This window comes from Daeguia caeni (assembly GCF_042653845.1).
Lineage (GTDB): Bacteria > Pseudomonadota > Alphaproteobacteria > Rhizobiales > Rhizobiaceae > Brucella > Brucella caeni.
The window spans coordinates 1-16925 of record NZ_JBHSEL010000046.1 but is presented as its reverse complement, the minus strand read 5'-3'; the positions used below and the strand labels follow the sequence as shown (position 1 = coordinate 16925).

The window sequence follows — 16925 nt, the reverse complement described above, 5'->3', positions numbered from 1 at the left end:
ATCGCTGCGGTCAGCGAGGTCTTGCCATGGTCAACGTGGCCAATCGTGCCAATGTTGACGTGGGGTTTGGTACGTTCAAACTTACTCTTTGCCATTTGAGCTCTCCGTAAATTTAGCCTGCTCAGGCATTCTTTTGATTGGGAGCGTAACCTGCACGGTTACGCAAACTTCTTCTGGATTTCCTGTGCGACCGCCGTCGGAACCGGCTCATAATGGTCGAACTGCATCGTGTACTGTGCACGGCCCTGAGACATCGAACGCAGCGAGTTCACGTAACCAAACATATTGGCCAATGGAACCATTGCATTGACGACAGTAGCAATGCCGCGGGATTCGGTACCGGAAATCTGACCGCGACGCGAATTCAGATCGCCAATAACGTCACCAACGTAATCTTCCGGCGTCACAACCTCGACCTTCATGATTGGTTCGAGGAGCTGAGCGCCAGCCTTCTGCGCACCTTCGCGGAACGCAGCGCGGGCTGCGATTTCGAAGGCGAGAACCGACGAGTCAACGTCATGGTATGCACCGTCAACCAGGGTGGCCTTCACGCCGAGCATCGGGAAGCCAGCCAGCGGGCCTGCGCCCATGACGCTTTCGATACCCTTCTGAACGCCCGGAATGTATTCCTTCGGAACAGCACCACCGACGATCTTCGATTCGAAGATGAAATCATCACCTTCATGCGGCTCGAAGATGATCTTGACGCGAGCGAACTGACCCGAACCACCCGACTGCTTCTTGTGGGTGTAGTCGACTTCTGCGACGCGGGTGATGGTTTCACGGTAAGCAACCTGCGGCGCACCGACATTTGCTTCAACCTTGAATTCACGACGCATACGGTCAACGATGATGTCGAGGTGAAGTTCACCCATACCGGCAATGATCGTCTGACCCGATTCTTCGTCCGACTTGACGCGGAAGGAAGGATCTTCGGCTGCAAGGCGATTGAGCGCGATGCCCATCTTTTCCTGGTCAGCCTTGGTCTTCGGCTCGATGGCGATTTCGATAACCGGTTCCGGGAATTCCATACGTTCCAGAATAACCGGCTTCAGCGGATCGCAGAGCGTGTCACCCGTGGTGGTTTCCTTCAGACCAGCCAAGGCAACGATGTCGCCTGCAAAGGCTTCTTCAATGTCTTCACGGCTGTTGGAGTGCATCTGCAGCATGCGACCGATACGCTCACGCTTGCCCTTGACCGTATTTTCAAGCGAGACACCCTTGGTGAGCTTGCCCGAATAGATACGTGCAAAAGTCAGCGAACCGACAAACGGGTCGTTCATGATCTTGAACGCCAGCATTGAAAGCGGCTCATCATCCGAAGCCTTACGGGTGGTTTCGGTTTCGGTCTTGACGTCGATGCCCTTGATTGCAGGAATGTCTACCGGCGACGGCAGGAATTCCACAACAGCATCGAGCAGAGGCTGAACACCACGGTTCTTGAAGGCCGAACCGCAGAGAACCGGATGGAACTTGACTTCAATCGTGCCCTTGCGGATCAGTGCGCGAAGCTCGTCATTGGTCGGCTCCTTGCCTTCCAGATAGGCTTCCATCGCAGCTTCGTCGATTTCGACAGCAAGCTCGACCAGCCTTTCACGATATTCGGCAGCCTTGTCAGCCATGTCGGCCGGAATTTCACCAACAACTGCCGGCGCACCGATCGAACCATCCCAGGTCAGAGCCTTCATTTCGATCAGGTCGACAACACCAACGAAGTCGTTTTCTGCACCGATTGGCAGCTGGATCGGCAGGGCAACTGCACCAAGACGCGTGCCGATCATTTCAACCGAACGGTAGAAGTCAGCACCGATCTTGTCCATCTTGTTGACGAACACCATGCGCGGAACACGGTACTTTTCCGCCTGACGCCAGACGGTTTCCGTCTGAGGCTCAACACCAGCATTCGCGTCCAGCAGGGCAACAGCACCATCGAGAACACGCAGGCTGCGCTCAACTTCAATCGTGAAGTCAACGTGACCTGGCGTGTCGATGATGTTGAAACGACGCTTTCTACCATCACGGCCCTGCCAGAACGTCGTCGTGGCAGCGGAAGTGATCGTGATACCGCGTTCCTGTTCCTGCGCCATCCAGTCCATCGTCGACGCACCATCGTGGGTTTCGCCGACCTTATGGTTCTTGCCGGTGTAGAACAAAATACGCTCGGTCATCGTCGTCTTGCCGGCGTCGATGTGAGCCATGATACCGAAATTGCGGTAGTCTTCGATTTTATATTCGCGGGCCATGATAGTCGCTCTTTGAATAGGTTTCGACGATTACCAGCGGTAATGCGAGAAGGCGCGGTTTGCTTCTGCCATACGATGCGTGTCTTCACGCTTCTTGACAGCTGCACCACGGTTGTTAGCTGCATCAAGCAGTTCACCCGAAAGACGATCGATCATCGTCGTTTCGTTGCGGTTACGAGCCGCATTGATCAGCCAGCGAATAGCAAGTGCCTGGCGGCGCTCAGGACGCACATCGACCGGAACCTGATAGGTTGCACCACCAACGCGGCGCGAACGGACTTCAACATGCGGAGCGACATTCTCCAGAGCCTGATGAAACAGGGCCACCGGCTCAGTCTTCGCCTTGGCTTCGATCACATCGAGCGCACCGTAAACGATGCGTTCTGCAACCGACTTCTTACCATGCAGCATGACTGCATTCATGAACTTCGTGATAACGAGATCGCCGAACTTCGGATCCGGATTGATCTCACGCTTCTCAGCCTTATGGCGTCTGGACATATCGTCTCTTCTTTCAATTACATCGGGCTCAACTCGCCTTTCGGCGGCCGGTATCCCCGGAAAATCTTACTTCGGACGCTTTGCACCGTACTTCGAGCGGCGCTGTTTGCGGTTCTTGACACCCTGCGTATCGAGAACGCCACGGATGATGTGATAACGAACACCCGGCAAATCCTTGACACGACCACCGCGGATCATGACGACGGAATGCTCCTGCAGGTTGTGACCCTCACCCGGAATATAACCAATAACCTCAAAGCCATTGGTCAGGCGAACCTTGGCAACCTTACGCAGAGCCGAGTTTGGCTTCTTTGGGGTCGTCGTATAAACACGCGTGCAAACGCCACGCTTCTGTGGATTTGCCTGCAATGCAGGGACCTTGTTACGCTTCACCGACGCAGTGCGCGGCTTGCGGATCAGCTGATTTACGGTTGGCATACAACCTTCCTCTTAAAATAAACTCGTATCCACGCCCCTTAAGGGCCGTTTCACCGTTATGCTCATGCGCAAATTCGGAGTAAGCCCTCGTCAACCGGTGGCCACCCCGAACAAAAGCAGAGGAAGCTGACGCTTCATGCGAACGGCAAGTTGCATTTCGATCGTAAAACGAACCCTGTTTGAGATGAACTTCAGGGCGCGTCACCCCGAAAATGCCTGTCTCACATCGGCTCAGATGCGCTGCTGATACGTGTTTGCGGGCGTTTCGTCAAGTCCAAAGCCCAAAGTTTCTTAACCAAACAGCGAGATTCCGGCCATTGTGACAGGCAAAGACAGGTTCTTTCGCCTCACCCGTCGACAATTTTCGATTATTTCGCAGCAAAAAGACGTATACTGCATGCCAGTGATGGTGCTCACGGCAGATAGCGGCTATTGAACAACATCCGACTCAGAGTGCAACCCAAAATTAAGGAATCCTCCATGTCTTCCACGCCCGAATCTGCCAACGACGATTCGCCAACCGTCCACCTCATCATTGCCGATGTCTGGAATGAAGGCGATGACTCCCCTGTTGAAGTTCACGTCCTGCTGAAGGCATCGGAAGACGAAGACCTGGTTCAGACCGTTCTCGCCATTCTGGCCGATGAAGGTTTCGATGAAGCCGAACTTCTGGAAATCGGCACACTGTCTGAGGAACCGGAAGACGAGCCGCACAAGAGTGCATGGCAGACGGCACTGAAAGGTGAAGTTGCACTGATCGAGTTCGATACCGACGAAGAGTGAGCGACCGGGCATCCGGTGTTTTTCGATCCGGTTTCAATATTGAATTCAGGCGAAGCCAGCTTGCAGGCCAGGACTTTGATGTGCTGAACAGGCTTCATCATCACTTGCCTGCCCCTTGCCCATCAAGCTGAAATCTTGCGCAAAACAAAAGGCCGCCCCGAAAGGCGACCTTTATCTGTTGGATGCTGCCGATTATTCGGCGACGTTGTTGGTCATGTCGACCAGCATCTTGTTGGCGTCGGCAGAGCCGGCAGCCTTGCGACGTTCTTCGAGGATCAACTCATCGCGAGCGGATGCGATGCGGCGGATCTGGTTGGTCATGCCACCGGTACCAGCCGGGATCAGGCGGCCAACGATGACGTTTTCCTTGAGACCCTGCAGCGTATCGATCTTGCCGGCAACGGCCGCTTCGGTAAGAACGCGGGTCGTTTCCTGGAACGATGCAGCCGAGATGAAAGACGGTGTCTGCAACGAAGCCTTGGTGATACCGAGAAGGACAGGCTTGCCGACGCCCGGCTTCTTGCCTTCCTCGATAAGACGTTCGTTGATCTCTTCCAGCTCGATACGGTCGACATGGTCGCCCGGAATGTAGCCGGTATCACCGGATTCGGTGATTTCAACCTTCTGCAGCATCTGACGGACAATCACTTCAATGTGCTTGTCGTTAATCACAACGCCCTGCAGTCGATAGACTTCCTGGATTTCATTGACGAGATACGAAGCCAAGGCTTCGACGCCCTTGATTGCCAGAATGTCATGTGGTGCCGGGTTACCGTCGAGGATGTACTCACCCTTTTCAATGACGTCACCGTCCTGGAGATGGAACGGCTTGCCCTTCGGAATGAGATATTCGACCGGTTCAAGTGAATCGTCATTCGGCTCGATGATGATGCGACGCTTGTTCTTGTAGTCGCGGCCAAAGCGAACGGTACCATCGATTTCCGCGATGATGGCGTGATCCTTCGGACGACGTGCTTCGAACAGTTCGGCAACGCGCGGCAGACCACCGGTAATGTCCTTGGTCTTGGCGCTTTCCATCGGCAGACGGGCGATAACGTCACCAGCCTTGACATGTGCACCTGGCTCAACGGAAAGAATTGCTTCAACCGAGAGCAGGATGCGTGCATCACCGCCCTTGGACAGCTTGGCAACCTTGCCATTCTTGTCCTTGATGACGATGGCCGGCTTCAGATCCGAACCGCGTGGGGTCGAACGCCAGTCGATGACGACGCGCTTGGTGATACCCGTCGATTCGTCGGCCGTTTCCGAAACCGAAAGACCATCGATCAGGTCTTCGAATTCGACATAGCCTTCGACTTCGGTCATGATCGGACGGGTATATGGGTCCCATTCCGCAATACGCTGACCGCGCTTGACCGTATCACCCTCGTCAACGAACAGACGCGAACCATAGGTGACGCGATGGACGGCGCGTTCCTTGCCGTTTGCATCGATGATGAGGACAGCCATGTTACGGCCCATGACAACCAGGTTGCCATCAGAGTTGCGAACCACATTGCGGTTGCGCAGCTTGACCGTACCTTCATAGGACGCTTCGAGATAGGACGAGTCGACAACCTGTGCCGTACCACCAAGGTGGAACGTACGCATGGTGAGCTGCGTACCCGGTTCACCGATCGACTGGGCCGCGATGACACCGACGGCTTCGCCGATATTGACCGGGGTACCACGTGCAAGGTCACGACCATAGCACTTGGCGCAGACGCCGTTGCGGGTTTCGCAGGTCAGGGCCGAACGGATGCGGATCGACTGGATACCGGCCTTTTCGATGATCTCGACATCCTTTTCCTCGATCATGCGACCAGCTTCGACGATGACCTCGCCGGTAACCGGATGCAGGATCGGATCAAGTGCCGTACGGCCGAGAACGCGCTGACCGATTGAAGCCACGATCTGACCGGCATCAACGATCGGCTGCATGGTAAGACCAACTTCGGCGCCGCAATCGACTTCCGAAATGATCGCATCCTGTGCAACGTCCACCAGACGACGGGTCAGGTAACCGGAGTTAGCCGTCTTCAGAGCGGTGTCGGCCAGACCCTTACGGGCGCCGTGGGTCGAGTTGAAGTACTCGTTAACGGTGAGGCCTTCCTTGAAGTTCGAAATGATCGGGGTTTCGATGATTTCACCCGACGGCTTGGCCATCAGGCCGCGCATGCCGCCAAGCTGACGCATCTGGTTGACCGAACCACGGGCACCCGAATGCGACATCATGTAAACCGAGTTCATCTGCTTCTGACGGCCGGTGACCGGATCGAATTCGACGGCCTTCAGGCGCGCCATCATTTCTTCAGTGATCCTGTCGGTTGCCTTACCCCAGGCGTCAACAACCTTGTTGTACTTTTCGCCCTGCGTGATCAGACCGTCATTGTACTGCTGTTCATACTCGGTCGTGAGCGCTTCGGTCTCAGCAACGATCTTGGCCTTGGCTTCCGGAATGACCATGTCGTCCTTGCCGAACGAGATGCCAGCCTTACATGCATGGGCAAAGCCAAGCTGCATGATCCGGTCACAGAAGATAACCGTCTCTTTCTGACCGCAATGACGGTACACATGGTCGATCATCTTGGAAATGTTCTTCTTCGTCATCTCCTGATTGCAGATGTCGAAGGAAACATTCGGATGACGCGGCAGAAGCTCACCGATGATCATGCGGCCCGGCGTGGTGTCGTAAATCTTCGACACCGGCTTGCCTTCCGCATCAACGGTCTTGAAGCGGCCCTTGATCTTGGTGTGCAGCGTCACGACCTTGTTTTCAAGCGCATGCTGCAATTCGCCCATATCGGCGAAGATCATGCCCTCGCCCGGTTCCTTTTCCGCCACGATCGACAGATAGTAGAGACCGAGAACCATGTCCTGCGACGGAACGATGATCGGCGCGCCGTTTGCCGGGTGCAGGATGTTGTTGGTCGACATCATCAGCACGCGGGCTTCAAGCTGGGCTTCAAGCGACAGCGGCACGTGAACAGCCATCTGGTCACCGTCGAAGTCGGCGTTGAACGCCGTACAGACAAGCGGATGGAGCTGGATCGCCTTGCCTTCAATCAGCACAGGTTCGAAAGCCTGGATACCCAGACGGTGCAGCGTCGGTGCGCGGTTCAGCAGAACCGGATGCTCGCGGATGACCTCGTCAAGAATATCCCAGACTTCCGGACGTTCCTTTTCAACCAGCTTCTTTGCCTGCTTGACGGTCGAGGAGTAACCCTTCGCGTCGAGGCGGGCATAGATGAACGGCTTGAACAGTTCGAGCGCCATCTTCTTCGGCAGGCCGCACTGGTGCAGCTTCAGCTCGGGGCCGGTCACGATAACCGAACGGCCGGAATAGTCGACACGTTTACCGAGCAGGTTCTGACGGAAGCGGCCTTGCTTGCCCTTGAGCATGTCCGACAGCGACTTCAGCGGACGCTTGTTGGCACCCGTGATGACGCGGCCACGACGGCCGTTGTCGAACAGCGCATCGACAGCTTCCTGCAACATGCGCTTTTCGTTGCGGATGATGATGCCCGGTGCGCGCAGTTCGATCAGCCGCTTCAGACGGTTGTTACGGTTGATGACGCGACGATAGAGATCGTTCAGGTCGGAGGTTGCGAAACGACCGCCATCGAGTGGTACAAGCGGACGCAGATCCGGCGGAATGACCGGGATGATCTTCATGATCATCCATTCCGGACGGTTGCCCGATTCAATGAAGTTCTCAACGATCTTCAGGCGCTTCATCAGCTTCTTCTGCTTGAGATCCGAAGTGGTCTCAGCAAGCTCGGAACGCAGATCGCCTGCGATCTTTTCCAGATCCATCGAAGCCAGCAGTTCATAGATGGCTTCTGCGCCGATGAGAGCGGTGAAAGCATCTTCACCGAATTCATCAACGGCCATCATGTATTCTTCTTCCGAAAGAAGCTGATGCTCCTTCAGCGAAGTCAGGCCCGGTTCGGTAACGATGTAGTTTTCGAAATACAGAACGCGCTCAATATCCTTGAGCGTCATGTCCAGAAGCGTGCCGATGCGGCTTGGCAGCGACTTCAGGAACCAGATATGCGCAACAGGGGCAGCCAGCTCGATATGGCCCATGCGTTCACGACGCACGCGCGACAGCGTGACTTCAACGCCGCACTTTTCGCAGATAATGCCCTTGTACTTCATGCGCTTGTACTTGCCGCACAAGCATTCATAGTCCTTGATCGGGCCAAAGATGCGCGCGCAGAAGAGACCATCGCGTTCTGGCTTGAACGTACGGTAGTTGATCGTCTCCGGCTTCTTGATCTCGCCGTATGACCAGGACAGAATCTTCTCAGGGCTGGCGATCGAGATTCTGATGGAATCGAACGTTTGCGCCGGAGCCTGAGGATTGAAAAGATTCATGACCTCTTGGTTCATGCCGTTCTCCTTAAGGGCGATCATCGCCCTGTGTCGTCGATGACGGGCTGTAAGCCTCAGCCATCCTGAAAAGAATTCGCGGTATTACGCAGCAGGCTGCGCTTTAAGCTATGCTTTGGCAATACCCGGACGAAATCGGCAGGACGCCGCCCATTCCGGTAAGCTTAAGGGCGCGCCATGGCAATTGCATGGCGCGCCTTGTTGTTACTCTGCGGCGTCTGGCAGCGCCGGATGGCCGAGCGTACGCGTATCGTCGAGCTCGACATTGAGGCCAAGCGAACGCATTTCCTTGACGAGGACGTTGAAGCTCTCCGGAATGCCAGCTTCGAACGTGTCGTCGCCACGAACGATCGCTTCGTAGACCTTGGTACGGCCAGCCACGTCGTCCGACTTGACGGTCAGCATTTCCTGCAGCGTGTAAGCCGCACCATAGGCTTCCAGTGCCCAGACTTCCATTTCACCGAAGCGCTGGCCACCAAACTGTGCCTTACCGCCAAGAGGCTGCTGGGTCACAAGCGAGTATGGACCAATCGAACGGGCATGGATCTTGTCGTCGACCAGGTGATGCAGCTTCAGCATATAGATGTAGCCAATGGTCACCGGACGGTCGAACGGTTCACCCGTACGGCCATCATACAGGATCGACTGACCGGAAGTCGACAGACCCGCATCGGCGAGCATCGCATTGATGTCGGCTTCATGCGCACCGTCAAAGACCGGCGTTGCGACCGATACACCACGCTTGACCTGATTTGCCAGCATGAGGATCGATTCATCGTCATACTGACGCACCGGCTCGTTGCGGTCATTGTCTGGATAGATGTGCTCCAGCACGTCACGCAGCGGCTTGATGTCCTGGGTCTTCCTGTAGGCTTCCAGCAGCTCGCCAATCTTCTTGCCCATGCCGGCACAAGCCCAGCCAAGGTGGGTTTCCAGAATCTGGCCCACATTCATGCGGCTCGGCACACCCAGCGGATTGAGCACGATGTCGGCATGCGTTCCGTCTTCAAGGAACGGCATGTCCTCGACCGGCAGAATGCGCGAGACAACACCCTTGTTACCATGACGCCCAGCCATCTTGTCGCCTGGCTGGATCTTGCGCTTTACGGCAACAAAGACCTTGACCATCTTCATGACGCCCGGAGGCATCTCGTCACCGCGCTGTACCTTTTCGACCTTGTCCATGAAGCGGGCTTCAAGCAGCTTCTTGGATTCGTCGTACTGGGCGCGCAGGGCTTCGAGTTCACCCTGAAGCTTTTCGTCTTCAACGGCAAACTGCCACCACTGCGAACGCGGATAATCCGCCATGGCTTCACGGGTAACAACCGTACCCTTCTTGAAGCCCTTCGGACCGCTGACAGCAACCTTGCCTTCCAGCATGTCTGCAAGACGGCCATAGACGTTGCGATCCAGGATTGCCTGTTCGTCGTCACGGTCCTTGGCGAGACGCTCGATTTCCTCGCGCTCGATGGCCATTGCGCGTTCGTCCTTTTCAACGCCGTGGCGGTTGAAAACGCGAACTTCCACAACCGTACCATAGGTTCCCGGAGGCATGCGCATCGAGGTGTCGCGCACGTCGGAAGCCTTCTCACCGAAGATGGCGCGCAGTAGCTTTTCTTCCGGCGTCATCGGGCTTTCGCCCTTCGGCGTGATCTTGCCAACGAGAATGTCACCCGGATGAACCTCAGCACCGATATAGACGATACCGGCTTCGTCGAGGTTCTTCAGCGCTTCTTCCGAGACGTTCGGAATATCGCGGGTGATTTCTTCCGGTCCAAGCTTCGTATCGCGGGCAGCGACTTCGAATTCCTCGATATGGATCGAGGTGAAGACGTCGTCAGCGACAATGCGTTCCGAGAGCAGGATCGAGTCTTCGTAGTTGTAGCCGTTCCATGGCATGAACGCGACGAGCACGTTACGGCCAAGAGCCAGATCACCCAGATCGGTCGAAGGACCGTCAGCGATGATGTCACCCTTGTTTACGCGATCACCGACGCGAACAAGCGGACGCTGATTGATACAGGTCGACTGGTTCGAGCGCTGGAACTTCTGCAGGCGATAGATGTCAACGCCCGACTTCGAAGGATCAAGTTCTTCGGTCGCACGAATAACGATACGGGTCGCATCCACCTGATCGACAATACCTGCACGGCGGGCCGCAATCGCAGCACCGGAGTCACGGGCAACGATCGGTTCCATACCCGTTCCGACAAACGGAGCTTCCGCACGGATGAGCGGAACAGCCTGACGCTGCATGTTCGAGCCCATGAGCGCGCGGTTGGCGTCGTCGTTTTCGAGGAACGGAATGAGAGCCGCAGCAACCGACACGATCTGCTTCGGTGAAACGTCCATGAGGTCGACGTTTTCGCGCGGAGCAAGCATCACTTCGCCAGCATGACGGCTGATGACGAATTCGTCGACAAAGCGACCTTCCTCATCCAGCTCGACATTGGCCTGTGCAATCGTGTGCTTGGCTTCTTCCATTGCCGACAGATAGACGACTTCGTTTGTCACCTTACCGTCAATGATCTTGCGGTATGGGCTTTCAATGAAACCGTACTTGTTGACGCGGGCAAAGGTAGCCAGCGAGTTGATCAGACCGATGTTCGGGCCTTCCGGCGTTTCGATCGGGCAGATACGGCCATAATGCGTCGGATGAACGTCGCGCACTTCGAAGCCTGCGCGTTCACGCGTCAGACCGCCCGGGCCAAGGGCCGAAAGACGGCGCTTGTGGGTGATTTCCGACAGCGGATTGGTCTGGTCCATGAACTGCGACAACTGCGAAGAGCCGAAGAATTCACGAACAGCCGCAGCAGCAGGCTTGGCATTGATCAGATCCTGCGGCATGACCGTGTCGATTTCGATCGAGGACATACGTTCCTTGATCGCACGTTCCATGCGCAGAAGACCAATGCGGTACTGATTTTCCATCAGTTCGCCGACCGAGCGTACACGGCGGTTGCCGAGATTGTCGATGTCGTCGATCTCGCCGCGACCGTCGCGCAGTTCAACCAGCATCTTGACCACGGCAAGGATGTCTTCCTTGCGCAGGACGCGAACCGTGTCGTCTGCGTCGAGGTCGAGACGCATATTCATCTTCACGCGACCGACAGCCGACAGGTCATAGCGTTCCGGATCGAAGAACAGCGAATGGAACATCGCTTCTGCCGAATCCATCGTCGGCGGTTCACCCGGTCGCATGACACGGTAGATGTCAAACAGCGCGTCCTGACGGCTTTCGTTCTTGTCGATGGCCAGCGTGTTGCGGATATAGGCGCCGATATTGACATGGTCGATGTCAAGAACATTGATTTCCTCGACACCAATATCCAGCAGCGTCTTGAGAACCTTTTCGTCAATCTCGTCACCGGCTTCGAGATAGATCTCACCAGTGGAGTAGTTGACGATATCTTCCGCAAGGTAGGAGCCGAACAGATCGTCTTCGGTTGCCTTGATCGCCTTCAGGCCCTTTTCGGCAAGCTGCTTGGCGGCACGGGCCGTCAGCTTCTTGCCGGCTTCCATGACAACTTCACCTGTATCCGCGTCGATCAGATCGGATACGATCTTCATGCCCTTGAAGCGTTCGACGGAATAAGGAATGCGCCAGTTGTCGCCATCCTTCCTGTAGCTGACGGTGCGATAGAAGGTGGAAAGAATATCCTCACCATCCATGCCAAGCGCCATCAGAAGCGTCGTGACCGGCAGCTTGCGGCGACGATCGATACGGGCATAGACGATGTCTTTTGCGTCGAATTCGATGTCGAGCCACGAACCACGATAAGGAATGACGCGCGCTGCAAACAGAAGCTTGCCCGATGAATGGGTCTTGCCCTTGTCGTGATCGAAGAACACACCTGGCGAACGGTGCATCTGCGAAACGATAACGCGTTCCGTACCATTGACGATGAAGGTGCCGTTGTCGGTCATGAGCGGCATATCGCCCATGTAGACATCCTGCTCCTTGATGTCCTTGATCGACTTTGCGCCGGTATCCTCGTCAATATCGAACACGATAAGGCGCAGCGTTACCTTCAGCGGTGCTGAATAGGTGAGATCGCGCTGACGGCATTCATCAACATCGAACTTCGGTGGATCGAATTCGTAGCGTACGAATTCGAGCATGGCTGCACCGGAGAAGTCCTGAATCGGGAAAACAGACTTGAAAACCGCCTGCAAACCCTCGTCAGGACGCCCACCGGCTGGTTCTTCAACCATGAGAAATTGGTCGTAAGATGCCTTCTGAACCTCGATAAGGTTCGGCATCTCGGCGACCTCGGGGATCTTGCCGAAAAATTTGCGTACGCGCTTGCGACCATTGAATGAATGGGTCTGAGCCATCGTCGCTCCTCGTTCTTTGCCTTGCGGCTTGCTCACGCCTTACGGCCTTAATATGTGCCGCCCTGCGGCGGTCTTTCTAACGGGCTAAAACCCGTTTCCTGAAAGCCGTTCCGGGCCATCAGGAAAAGGGTTCCAGTCAGTCAATCTTCCTTTTACGGAAGATACTGGCGGATGGAAACCATCCGCCAGAATTTTTACCGAACTTACTTGAGTTCGACCTTAGCGCCAGCAGCTTCGAGCTGAGCCTTGAGCTTTTCGGCTTCGTCCTTGGCAACGCCTTCCTTGAGCGGCTTCGGAGCGCCTTCGACGAGGTCCTTGGCTTCCTTCAGGCCGAGACCGGTGATGCCGCGAACTTCCTTGATCACGTTGATCTTGTTTGCGCCACCGTCGACGAGGATAACGTCGAATTCGGTCTTTTCTTCAGCAGCCGGAGCAGCAGCGCCGCCAGCAGCAGCAGCAACTGCTACAGGAGCAGCAGCCGAAACGCCCCACTTTTCTTCCAGAAGCTTCGAAAGTTCAGCCGCTTCCAGAACGGTCAGGGCCGACAGGTCTTCTACGATCTTTGCAAGATCAGCCATTTTTGTAATTCCTATGTTTAAGGTTTGAACTGATGACAGCGAGAAACGGCCTTAAGCCGCCTCGTTCTTCCGGGCATACGCGCCGATAACGCGGGCGATCTGACCCGCCGGAGCGCTGGTAAGCACTGCAAGACGCTGGGCCGGGGTCTGGATCATACCAACCAGCTTTGCGCGCAGTTCGTCGAGCGACGGGAGCGATGCCAGCGACTTCACGCCTTCGGCGTTCAGTACGGTTGCGCCCATTGCACCGCCGAGAATAACGAGCTTATCGTTAGACTTGGCGAAATCGACGGCTACTTTCGGAGCGACAACCGGGTCATTTGCATAGATGACCACCGTCTGACCCGTAAACAGGCCAGCAATGCCTTCCGATTCCGTGCCCTGAAGAGCGATTTTGGCAAGGCGGTTTTTCGCGACTTTAACGGACCCACCTGCTTCACGCATCTTCGCGCGAAGTTCGCTCATCTGCGCAACGGTGAGACCGGTATAGTGGGCCACGACGACCGAACCGGACTCTTTGAAAGCGCCGTTCAGCCACGCGACAAATTCGCGTTTTTCCGCTCTATCCACTGTCTCTCTCCAGTTGACAGGATCATCCGATCCTGCCGGGTTGCCTTTGCCGAACCAGCCATTCAGCCAGTCCGACGTTCGAGGATCCTGCCCCCTTCAACGCAGCCCTGAGGCTTCGTTCAAAGGCAACTACGGTTCAAACCTCGCATGCGCATTACGCGCGAAACCAGGTTATTCCACGTCTCATGCAGGCTGTTGTTTAAGGCCGATCATCCAAGGATGGTCGTCCGCCTGCAATCTCGGACAGGATAACCGGACTTTCGTCCGGCTATCCGGATCTCACGATCCGGAATCTGCGCAGCTTTCCCAGTTTGCACTGGTGGGCCTGCCACCCCTTCCCCAAAACAGGGAAATACAGGCTCCGACCAAGCGGAGCCTGCATCAAATCTTCAATCAGGCAACAACCTTGACGGTTGCCGGATCAACCTTGACGCCAACGCCCATGGTCGAAGAAATCGATACGCGCTTGACGTATTCACCCTTGGCAGCTGCCGGCTTCGCCTTGATGACAGCGTCAGCAAATGCCTTGATGTTTTCTTCCAGCTTGACAGAGTCAAAGGATACCTTGCCGATACCGGCATGGACAATACCAGCCTTTTCGACACGGAATTCGACAGCGCCACCCTTGGAAGCAGCAACTGCACCAGCAACATCAACGGTAACCGTGCCAACCTTCGGATTCGGCATCAGACCACGTGGGCCAAGAACCTTGCCGAGACGGCCGACGAGCGGCATCATGTCCGGAGTTGCAATGCAACGATCGAATTCGATCTTGCCGCTGTTGACGATTTCAACCAGGTCTTCCGCACCAACGATGTCAGCGCCTGCCTTCTTGGCTTCCTCAGCCTTGTCGCCACGCGCGAAAACTGCAACGCGGACGGTACGACCGGTGCCGTTTGGCAGATTGACAACGCCGCGGACCATCTGGTCGGCATGACGCGGATCAACACCAAGATTCATTGCAATTTCGATGGTTTCATCGAATTTGGCGTTGGCGCGCTCCTTGACGAGGTTGATGGCCGTCGTCAGGTCATACAGCTTGTTGCGGTCAAGACCTTCGCGGATCTTGCTAATGCGCTTGGAAATTTTTGCCATTGTATCAGCCCACCACTTCCAGGCCCATCGAACGGGCAGAACCTTCGACCATGCGCATTGCTGCTTCGATATCAGCTGCGTTCAGATCCTTCATCTTGGCTTCAGCGATTTCGCGAACCTTGTCGCGACTGATCTTGCCAGCACTCGTCTTGCCAGGCGCCTTCGAACCAGACTTCAGATTGGCCGCCTTCTTGAGGAAGTAGGTGACCGGAGGAGTCTTCATCACGAAGGTGAAGGACTTGTCCTGGTAATAGGTGATCACAACCGGAATCGGCGATCCCTTTTCCATTTCCTGCGTGGCCGCATTGAAAGCCTTACAGAATTCCATGATGTTGATACCGCGCTGACCGAGGGCTGGACCGATCGGAGGCGATGGGTTGGCCGCTCCGGCTGGAACCTGCAGCTTAAGCTGGCCTGCTACTTTCTTAGCCATTACTTTCTGCCTTCTCTACATTGCCGGACTTGCCGGCTCCCTGTGAATGCCGGCGGACCGGCTGTTCAACTGACGCCAGATACTGGCGGGCAGTCTGGTGGTACGAGCTCCGTGACCGGCTAAGCCACTTTCCCTTCCACCACGAAACGCTTAAACGACAACCAATCAGCAAAACCGTTGCGATCAGCAGCCAAACAAGCGCAAACCCTTACGGGCAAATGGTCAGAGCTTGTCAACCTGACCATATTCCAGATCAACAGGCGTTGCACGCCCGAAGATCGAAACCTCAACCTTGAGACGAGCGCGCTCCTCATCAACTTCCTGAACAATACCGTTGAACGAGGCAAATGGCCCATCAGAAACGCGAACCTGTTCACCAACCTCGAAGGAAACCGAGGTCTTCGGACGCTCAACACCATCCTGAACCTGATTCAGAATGAGATCGACCTCCTTCTGCGAGACCGGAACAGGCTTGGAGTCACCCAGAAAACCGGTAACCTTTGGCGTATTCTTGATCAGAGAAAAGACCGCATCGGTAAGATGGGCCCGAACAAGCACATAGCCGGGAAAAAACTTGCGCTCCGCATCGACCTTGCGGCCACGACGCACTTCCACAACCTTTTCCGTCGGAACAACAATCTGCTCGATCAGGTCAGCCAAGCCCTTCTGCCGAGCCTTCGCCTCGATATCCTCGGCGACCTTTTTCTCGAAATTCGAATATGCGTGAACGATGTACCACCGCGCCGTCATGTCGATACTCCCACTCCGGACTTAGCGGCCAAGGCCAAGAATGAAATCCACACCAAAAGCCATCAGCTGATCGGCAAGGAAAAAGAACGCCGCAGCCAGAAAAGCCATCACAACCACCATGATCGTGGAAATGATCGTTTCACGCCGCGTCGGCCAGGTCACCTTCGCCGTTTCGGCGCGAACCTGCTGCAAAAAGGTGATCGGATTCGTCTTGGATGCCATCTGCCGCTCTGCCACTGATCAGGCGCAACCCCAAAACCTCGATTCAATCGAATCAAATGCCGGAGCCCACGCATTTACGGCGCGTAAAGCTGAACTATCAGCCCCACGCACCGCGTGTCTGTTGACCCTACATAGAGCCGATTCTCACAAAAGACAAGCCCATAGGTTAAAACTTTCCCAAACAGGCCCGCCGGAAATCCGGCCCCCACACATTTTCAGCCCTGACAGTCCTGCCGGGCCCTTTCCAGGTATGGTCAATCACCGGGAACCATATTCGCGCCGCGCCATCAGCCGGCCAGCCATGCGCCTGATAACAGACACAGGCGCAATGCAAAACGGACATTCACACCTGAATGTGAATGCCCGTTCGATTGGCAGGGGCAGCAGGGTTCGAACCCGCGACCTACGGTTTTGGAGACCGTCGCTCTACCAACTGAGCTATACCCCTATAGGCATTTCTGCCCAAAACTCTCCGGCGGCGCACCGCCGGAAATTCATTACTCGATGATCGATGCTACGATACCGGCGCCGACGGTGCGGCCACCTTCACGGATAGCGAAGCGCAGCTTCTCTTCCATG

General features: G+C 55.7%; 14 protein-coding genes and 1 tRNA gene. 1 reads left to right on the top strand and 14 read right to left on the bottom strand.

Features of this window, described 5'->3' with window-relative positions; translation table 11 throughout:
* The 4 genes from ACFO1V_RS06165 to rpsL all read right to left on the bottom strand — a co-directional run.
* The coding region (locus tag ACFO1V_RS06165) for a GTP-binding protein (protein ID WP_002972655.1) at positions 1-95 on the bottom strand (95 nt) is incomplete at its 3' end.
* A 63-nt stretch (positions 96-158) separates the two neighbouring features.
* Complete coding sequence (gene fusA, locus ACFO1V_RS06160) at positions 159-2243, bottom strand: elongation factor G (RefSeq protein WP_374830428.1); 2085 nt, start codon at positions 2241-2243, stop codon at positions 159-161.
* 30 nt (positions 2244-2273) lie between these two features.
* Positions 2274-2744, bottom strand: coding sequence for a 30S ribosomal protein S7 (rpsG, locus tag ACFO1V_RS06155; RefSeq protein ID WP_374830430.1), 471 nt, complete (start codon positions 2742-2744; stop codon positions 2274-2276).
* Positions 2745-2810: 66 nt separating this feature from the next.
* Complete coding sequence (gene rpsL / locus ACFO1V_RS06150; RefSeq protein ID WP_374830432.1) at positions 2811-3182, bottom strand: 30S ribosomal protein S12; 372 nt, start codon at positions 3180-3182, stop codon at positions 2811-2813.
* 480 nt (positions 3183-3662) lie between these two features.
* On the opposite strand from rpsL, the gene ACFO1V_RS06145 reads away from it, so the two are divergent.
* Positions 3663-3965 (top strand): hypothetical protein, encoded by a 303-nt coding sequence (locus ACFO1V_RS06145; protein ID WP_374830434.1) that lies wholly within the window; start codon positions 3663-3665, stop codon positions 3963-3965.
* 192 nt (positions 3966-4157) lie between these two features.
* Here the strand turns inward: ACFO1V_RS06145 and rpoC are convergent, their stop codons facing one another.
* The 10 genes from rpoC to ACFO1V_RS06095 all read right to left on the bottom strand — a co-directional run.
* Positions 4158-8360, bottom strand: a complete 4203-nt coding sequence (gene rpoC / locus ACFO1V_RS06140) for a DNA-directed RNA polymerase subunit beta' (protein ID WP_374830436.1) — start codon at positions 8358-8360, stop codon at positions 4158-4160.
* Between the two features lie 204 nt (positions 8361-8564).
* Complete coding sequence (gene rpoB, locus ACFO1V_RS06135; protein ID WP_374830438.1) at positions 8565-12698, bottom strand: DNA-directed RNA polymerase subunit beta; 4134 nt, start codon at positions 12696-12698, stop codon at positions 8565-8567.
* 203 nt (positions 12699-12901) lie between these two features.
* On the bottom strand, positions 12902-13276 hold the full coding sequence (gene rplL, locus ACFO1V_RS06130; protein WP_374830440.1) for a 50S ribosomal protein L7/L12: 375 nt from the start codon (positions 13274-13276) through the stop codon (positions 12902-12904).
* 51 nt (positions 13277-13327) lie between these two features.
* A complete protein-coding gene (gene rplJ, locus ACFO1V_RS06125; RefSeq protein ID WP_374830442.1) occupies positions 13328-13846 on the bottom strand; it encodes a 50S ribosomal protein L10 in 519 nt (172 codons plus the stop codon).
* Positions 13847-14239: 393 nt separating this feature from the next.
* Entirely contained in the window at positions 14240-14941 is a 702-nt protein-coding gene (rplA, locus tag ACFO1V_RS06120) for a 50S ribosomal protein L1 (RefSeq protein ID WP_374830444.1), read from the bottom strand.
* Between the two features lie 4 nt (positions 14942-14945).
* Positions 14946-15374 (bottom strand): 50S ribosomal protein L11, encoded by a 429-nt coding sequence (gene rplK, locus ACFO1V_RS06115; protein ID WP_374830446.1) that lies wholly within the window; start codon positions 15372-15374, stop codon positions 14946-14948.
* Between the two features lie 222 nt (positions 15375-15596).
* On the bottom strand, positions 15597-16124 hold the full coding sequence (gene nusG / locus ACFO1V_RS06110; protein ID WP_374830448.1) for a transcription termination/antitermination protein NusG: 528 nt from the start codon (positions 16122-16124) through the stop codon (positions 15597-15599).
* A 21-nt stretch (positions 16125-16145) separates the two neighbouring features.
* Positions 16146-16346, bottom strand: a complete 201-nt coding sequence (gene secE, locus ACFO1V_RS06105) for a preprotein translocase subunit SecE (protein ID WP_374830450.1) — start codon at positions 16344-16346, stop codon at positions 16146-16148.
* A 372-nt stretch (positions 16347-16718) separates the two neighbouring features.
* Positions 16719-16794, bottom strand: a tRNA-Trp gene (locus ACFO1V_RS06100).
* A 49-nt stretch (positions 16795-16843) separates the two neighbouring features.
* Positions 16844-16925 (bottom strand): EF-Tu C-terminal domain-related protein (locus tag ACFO1V_RS06095; RefSeq protein WP_078340839.1); only part of this gene is annotated, 82 nt, incomplete at its 5' end.

Bases quoted from the DNA above. Each gene is read 5' to 3' on its own strand.
- fusA (WP_374830428.1), bottom strand. From the start codon at position 2,243: ATGGCCCGCGAATATAAAATCGAAGACTACCGCAATTTCGGTATCATG.
- rpsG (WP_374830430.1), bottom strand. From the start codon at position 2,744: ATGTCCAGACGCCATAAGGCTGAGAAGCGTGAGATCAATCCGGATCCG.
- rpsL (WP_374830432.1), bottom strand. From the start codon at position 3,182: ATGCCAACCGTAAATCAGCTGATCCGCAAGCCGCGCACTGCGTCGGTG.
- ACFO1V_RS06145 (WP_374830434.1), top strand. From the start codon at position 3,663: ATGTCTTCCACGCCCGAATCTGCCAACGACGATTCGCCAACCGTCCAC.
- rpoC (WP_374830436.1), bottom strand. From the start codon at position 8,360: ATGAACCAAGAGGTCATGAATCTTTTCAATCCTCAGGCTCCGGCGCAA.
- rpoB (WP_374830438.1), bottom strand. From the start codon at position 12,698: ATGGCTCAGACCCATTCATTCAATGGTCGCAAGCGCGTACGCAAATTT.
- rplL (WP_374830440.1), bottom strand. From the start codon at position 13,276: ATGGCTGATCTTGCAAAGATCGTAGAAGACCTGTCGGCCCTGACCGTT.
- rplA (WP_374830444.1), bottom strand. From the start codon at position 14,941: ATGGCAAAAATTTCCAAGCGCATTAGCAAGATCCGCGAAGGTCTTGAC.
- rplK (WP_374830446.1), bottom strand. From the start codon at position 15,374: ATGGCTAAGAAAGTAGCAGGCCAGCTTAAGCTGCAGGTTCCAGCCGGA.
- nusG (WP_374830448.1), bottom strand. From the start codon at position 16,124: ATGACGGCGCGGTGGTACATCGTTCACGCATATTCGAATTTCGAGAAA.
- secE (WP_374830450.1), bottom strand. From the start codon at position 16,346: ATGGCATCCAAGACGAATCCGATCACCTTTTTGCAGCAGGTTCGCGCC.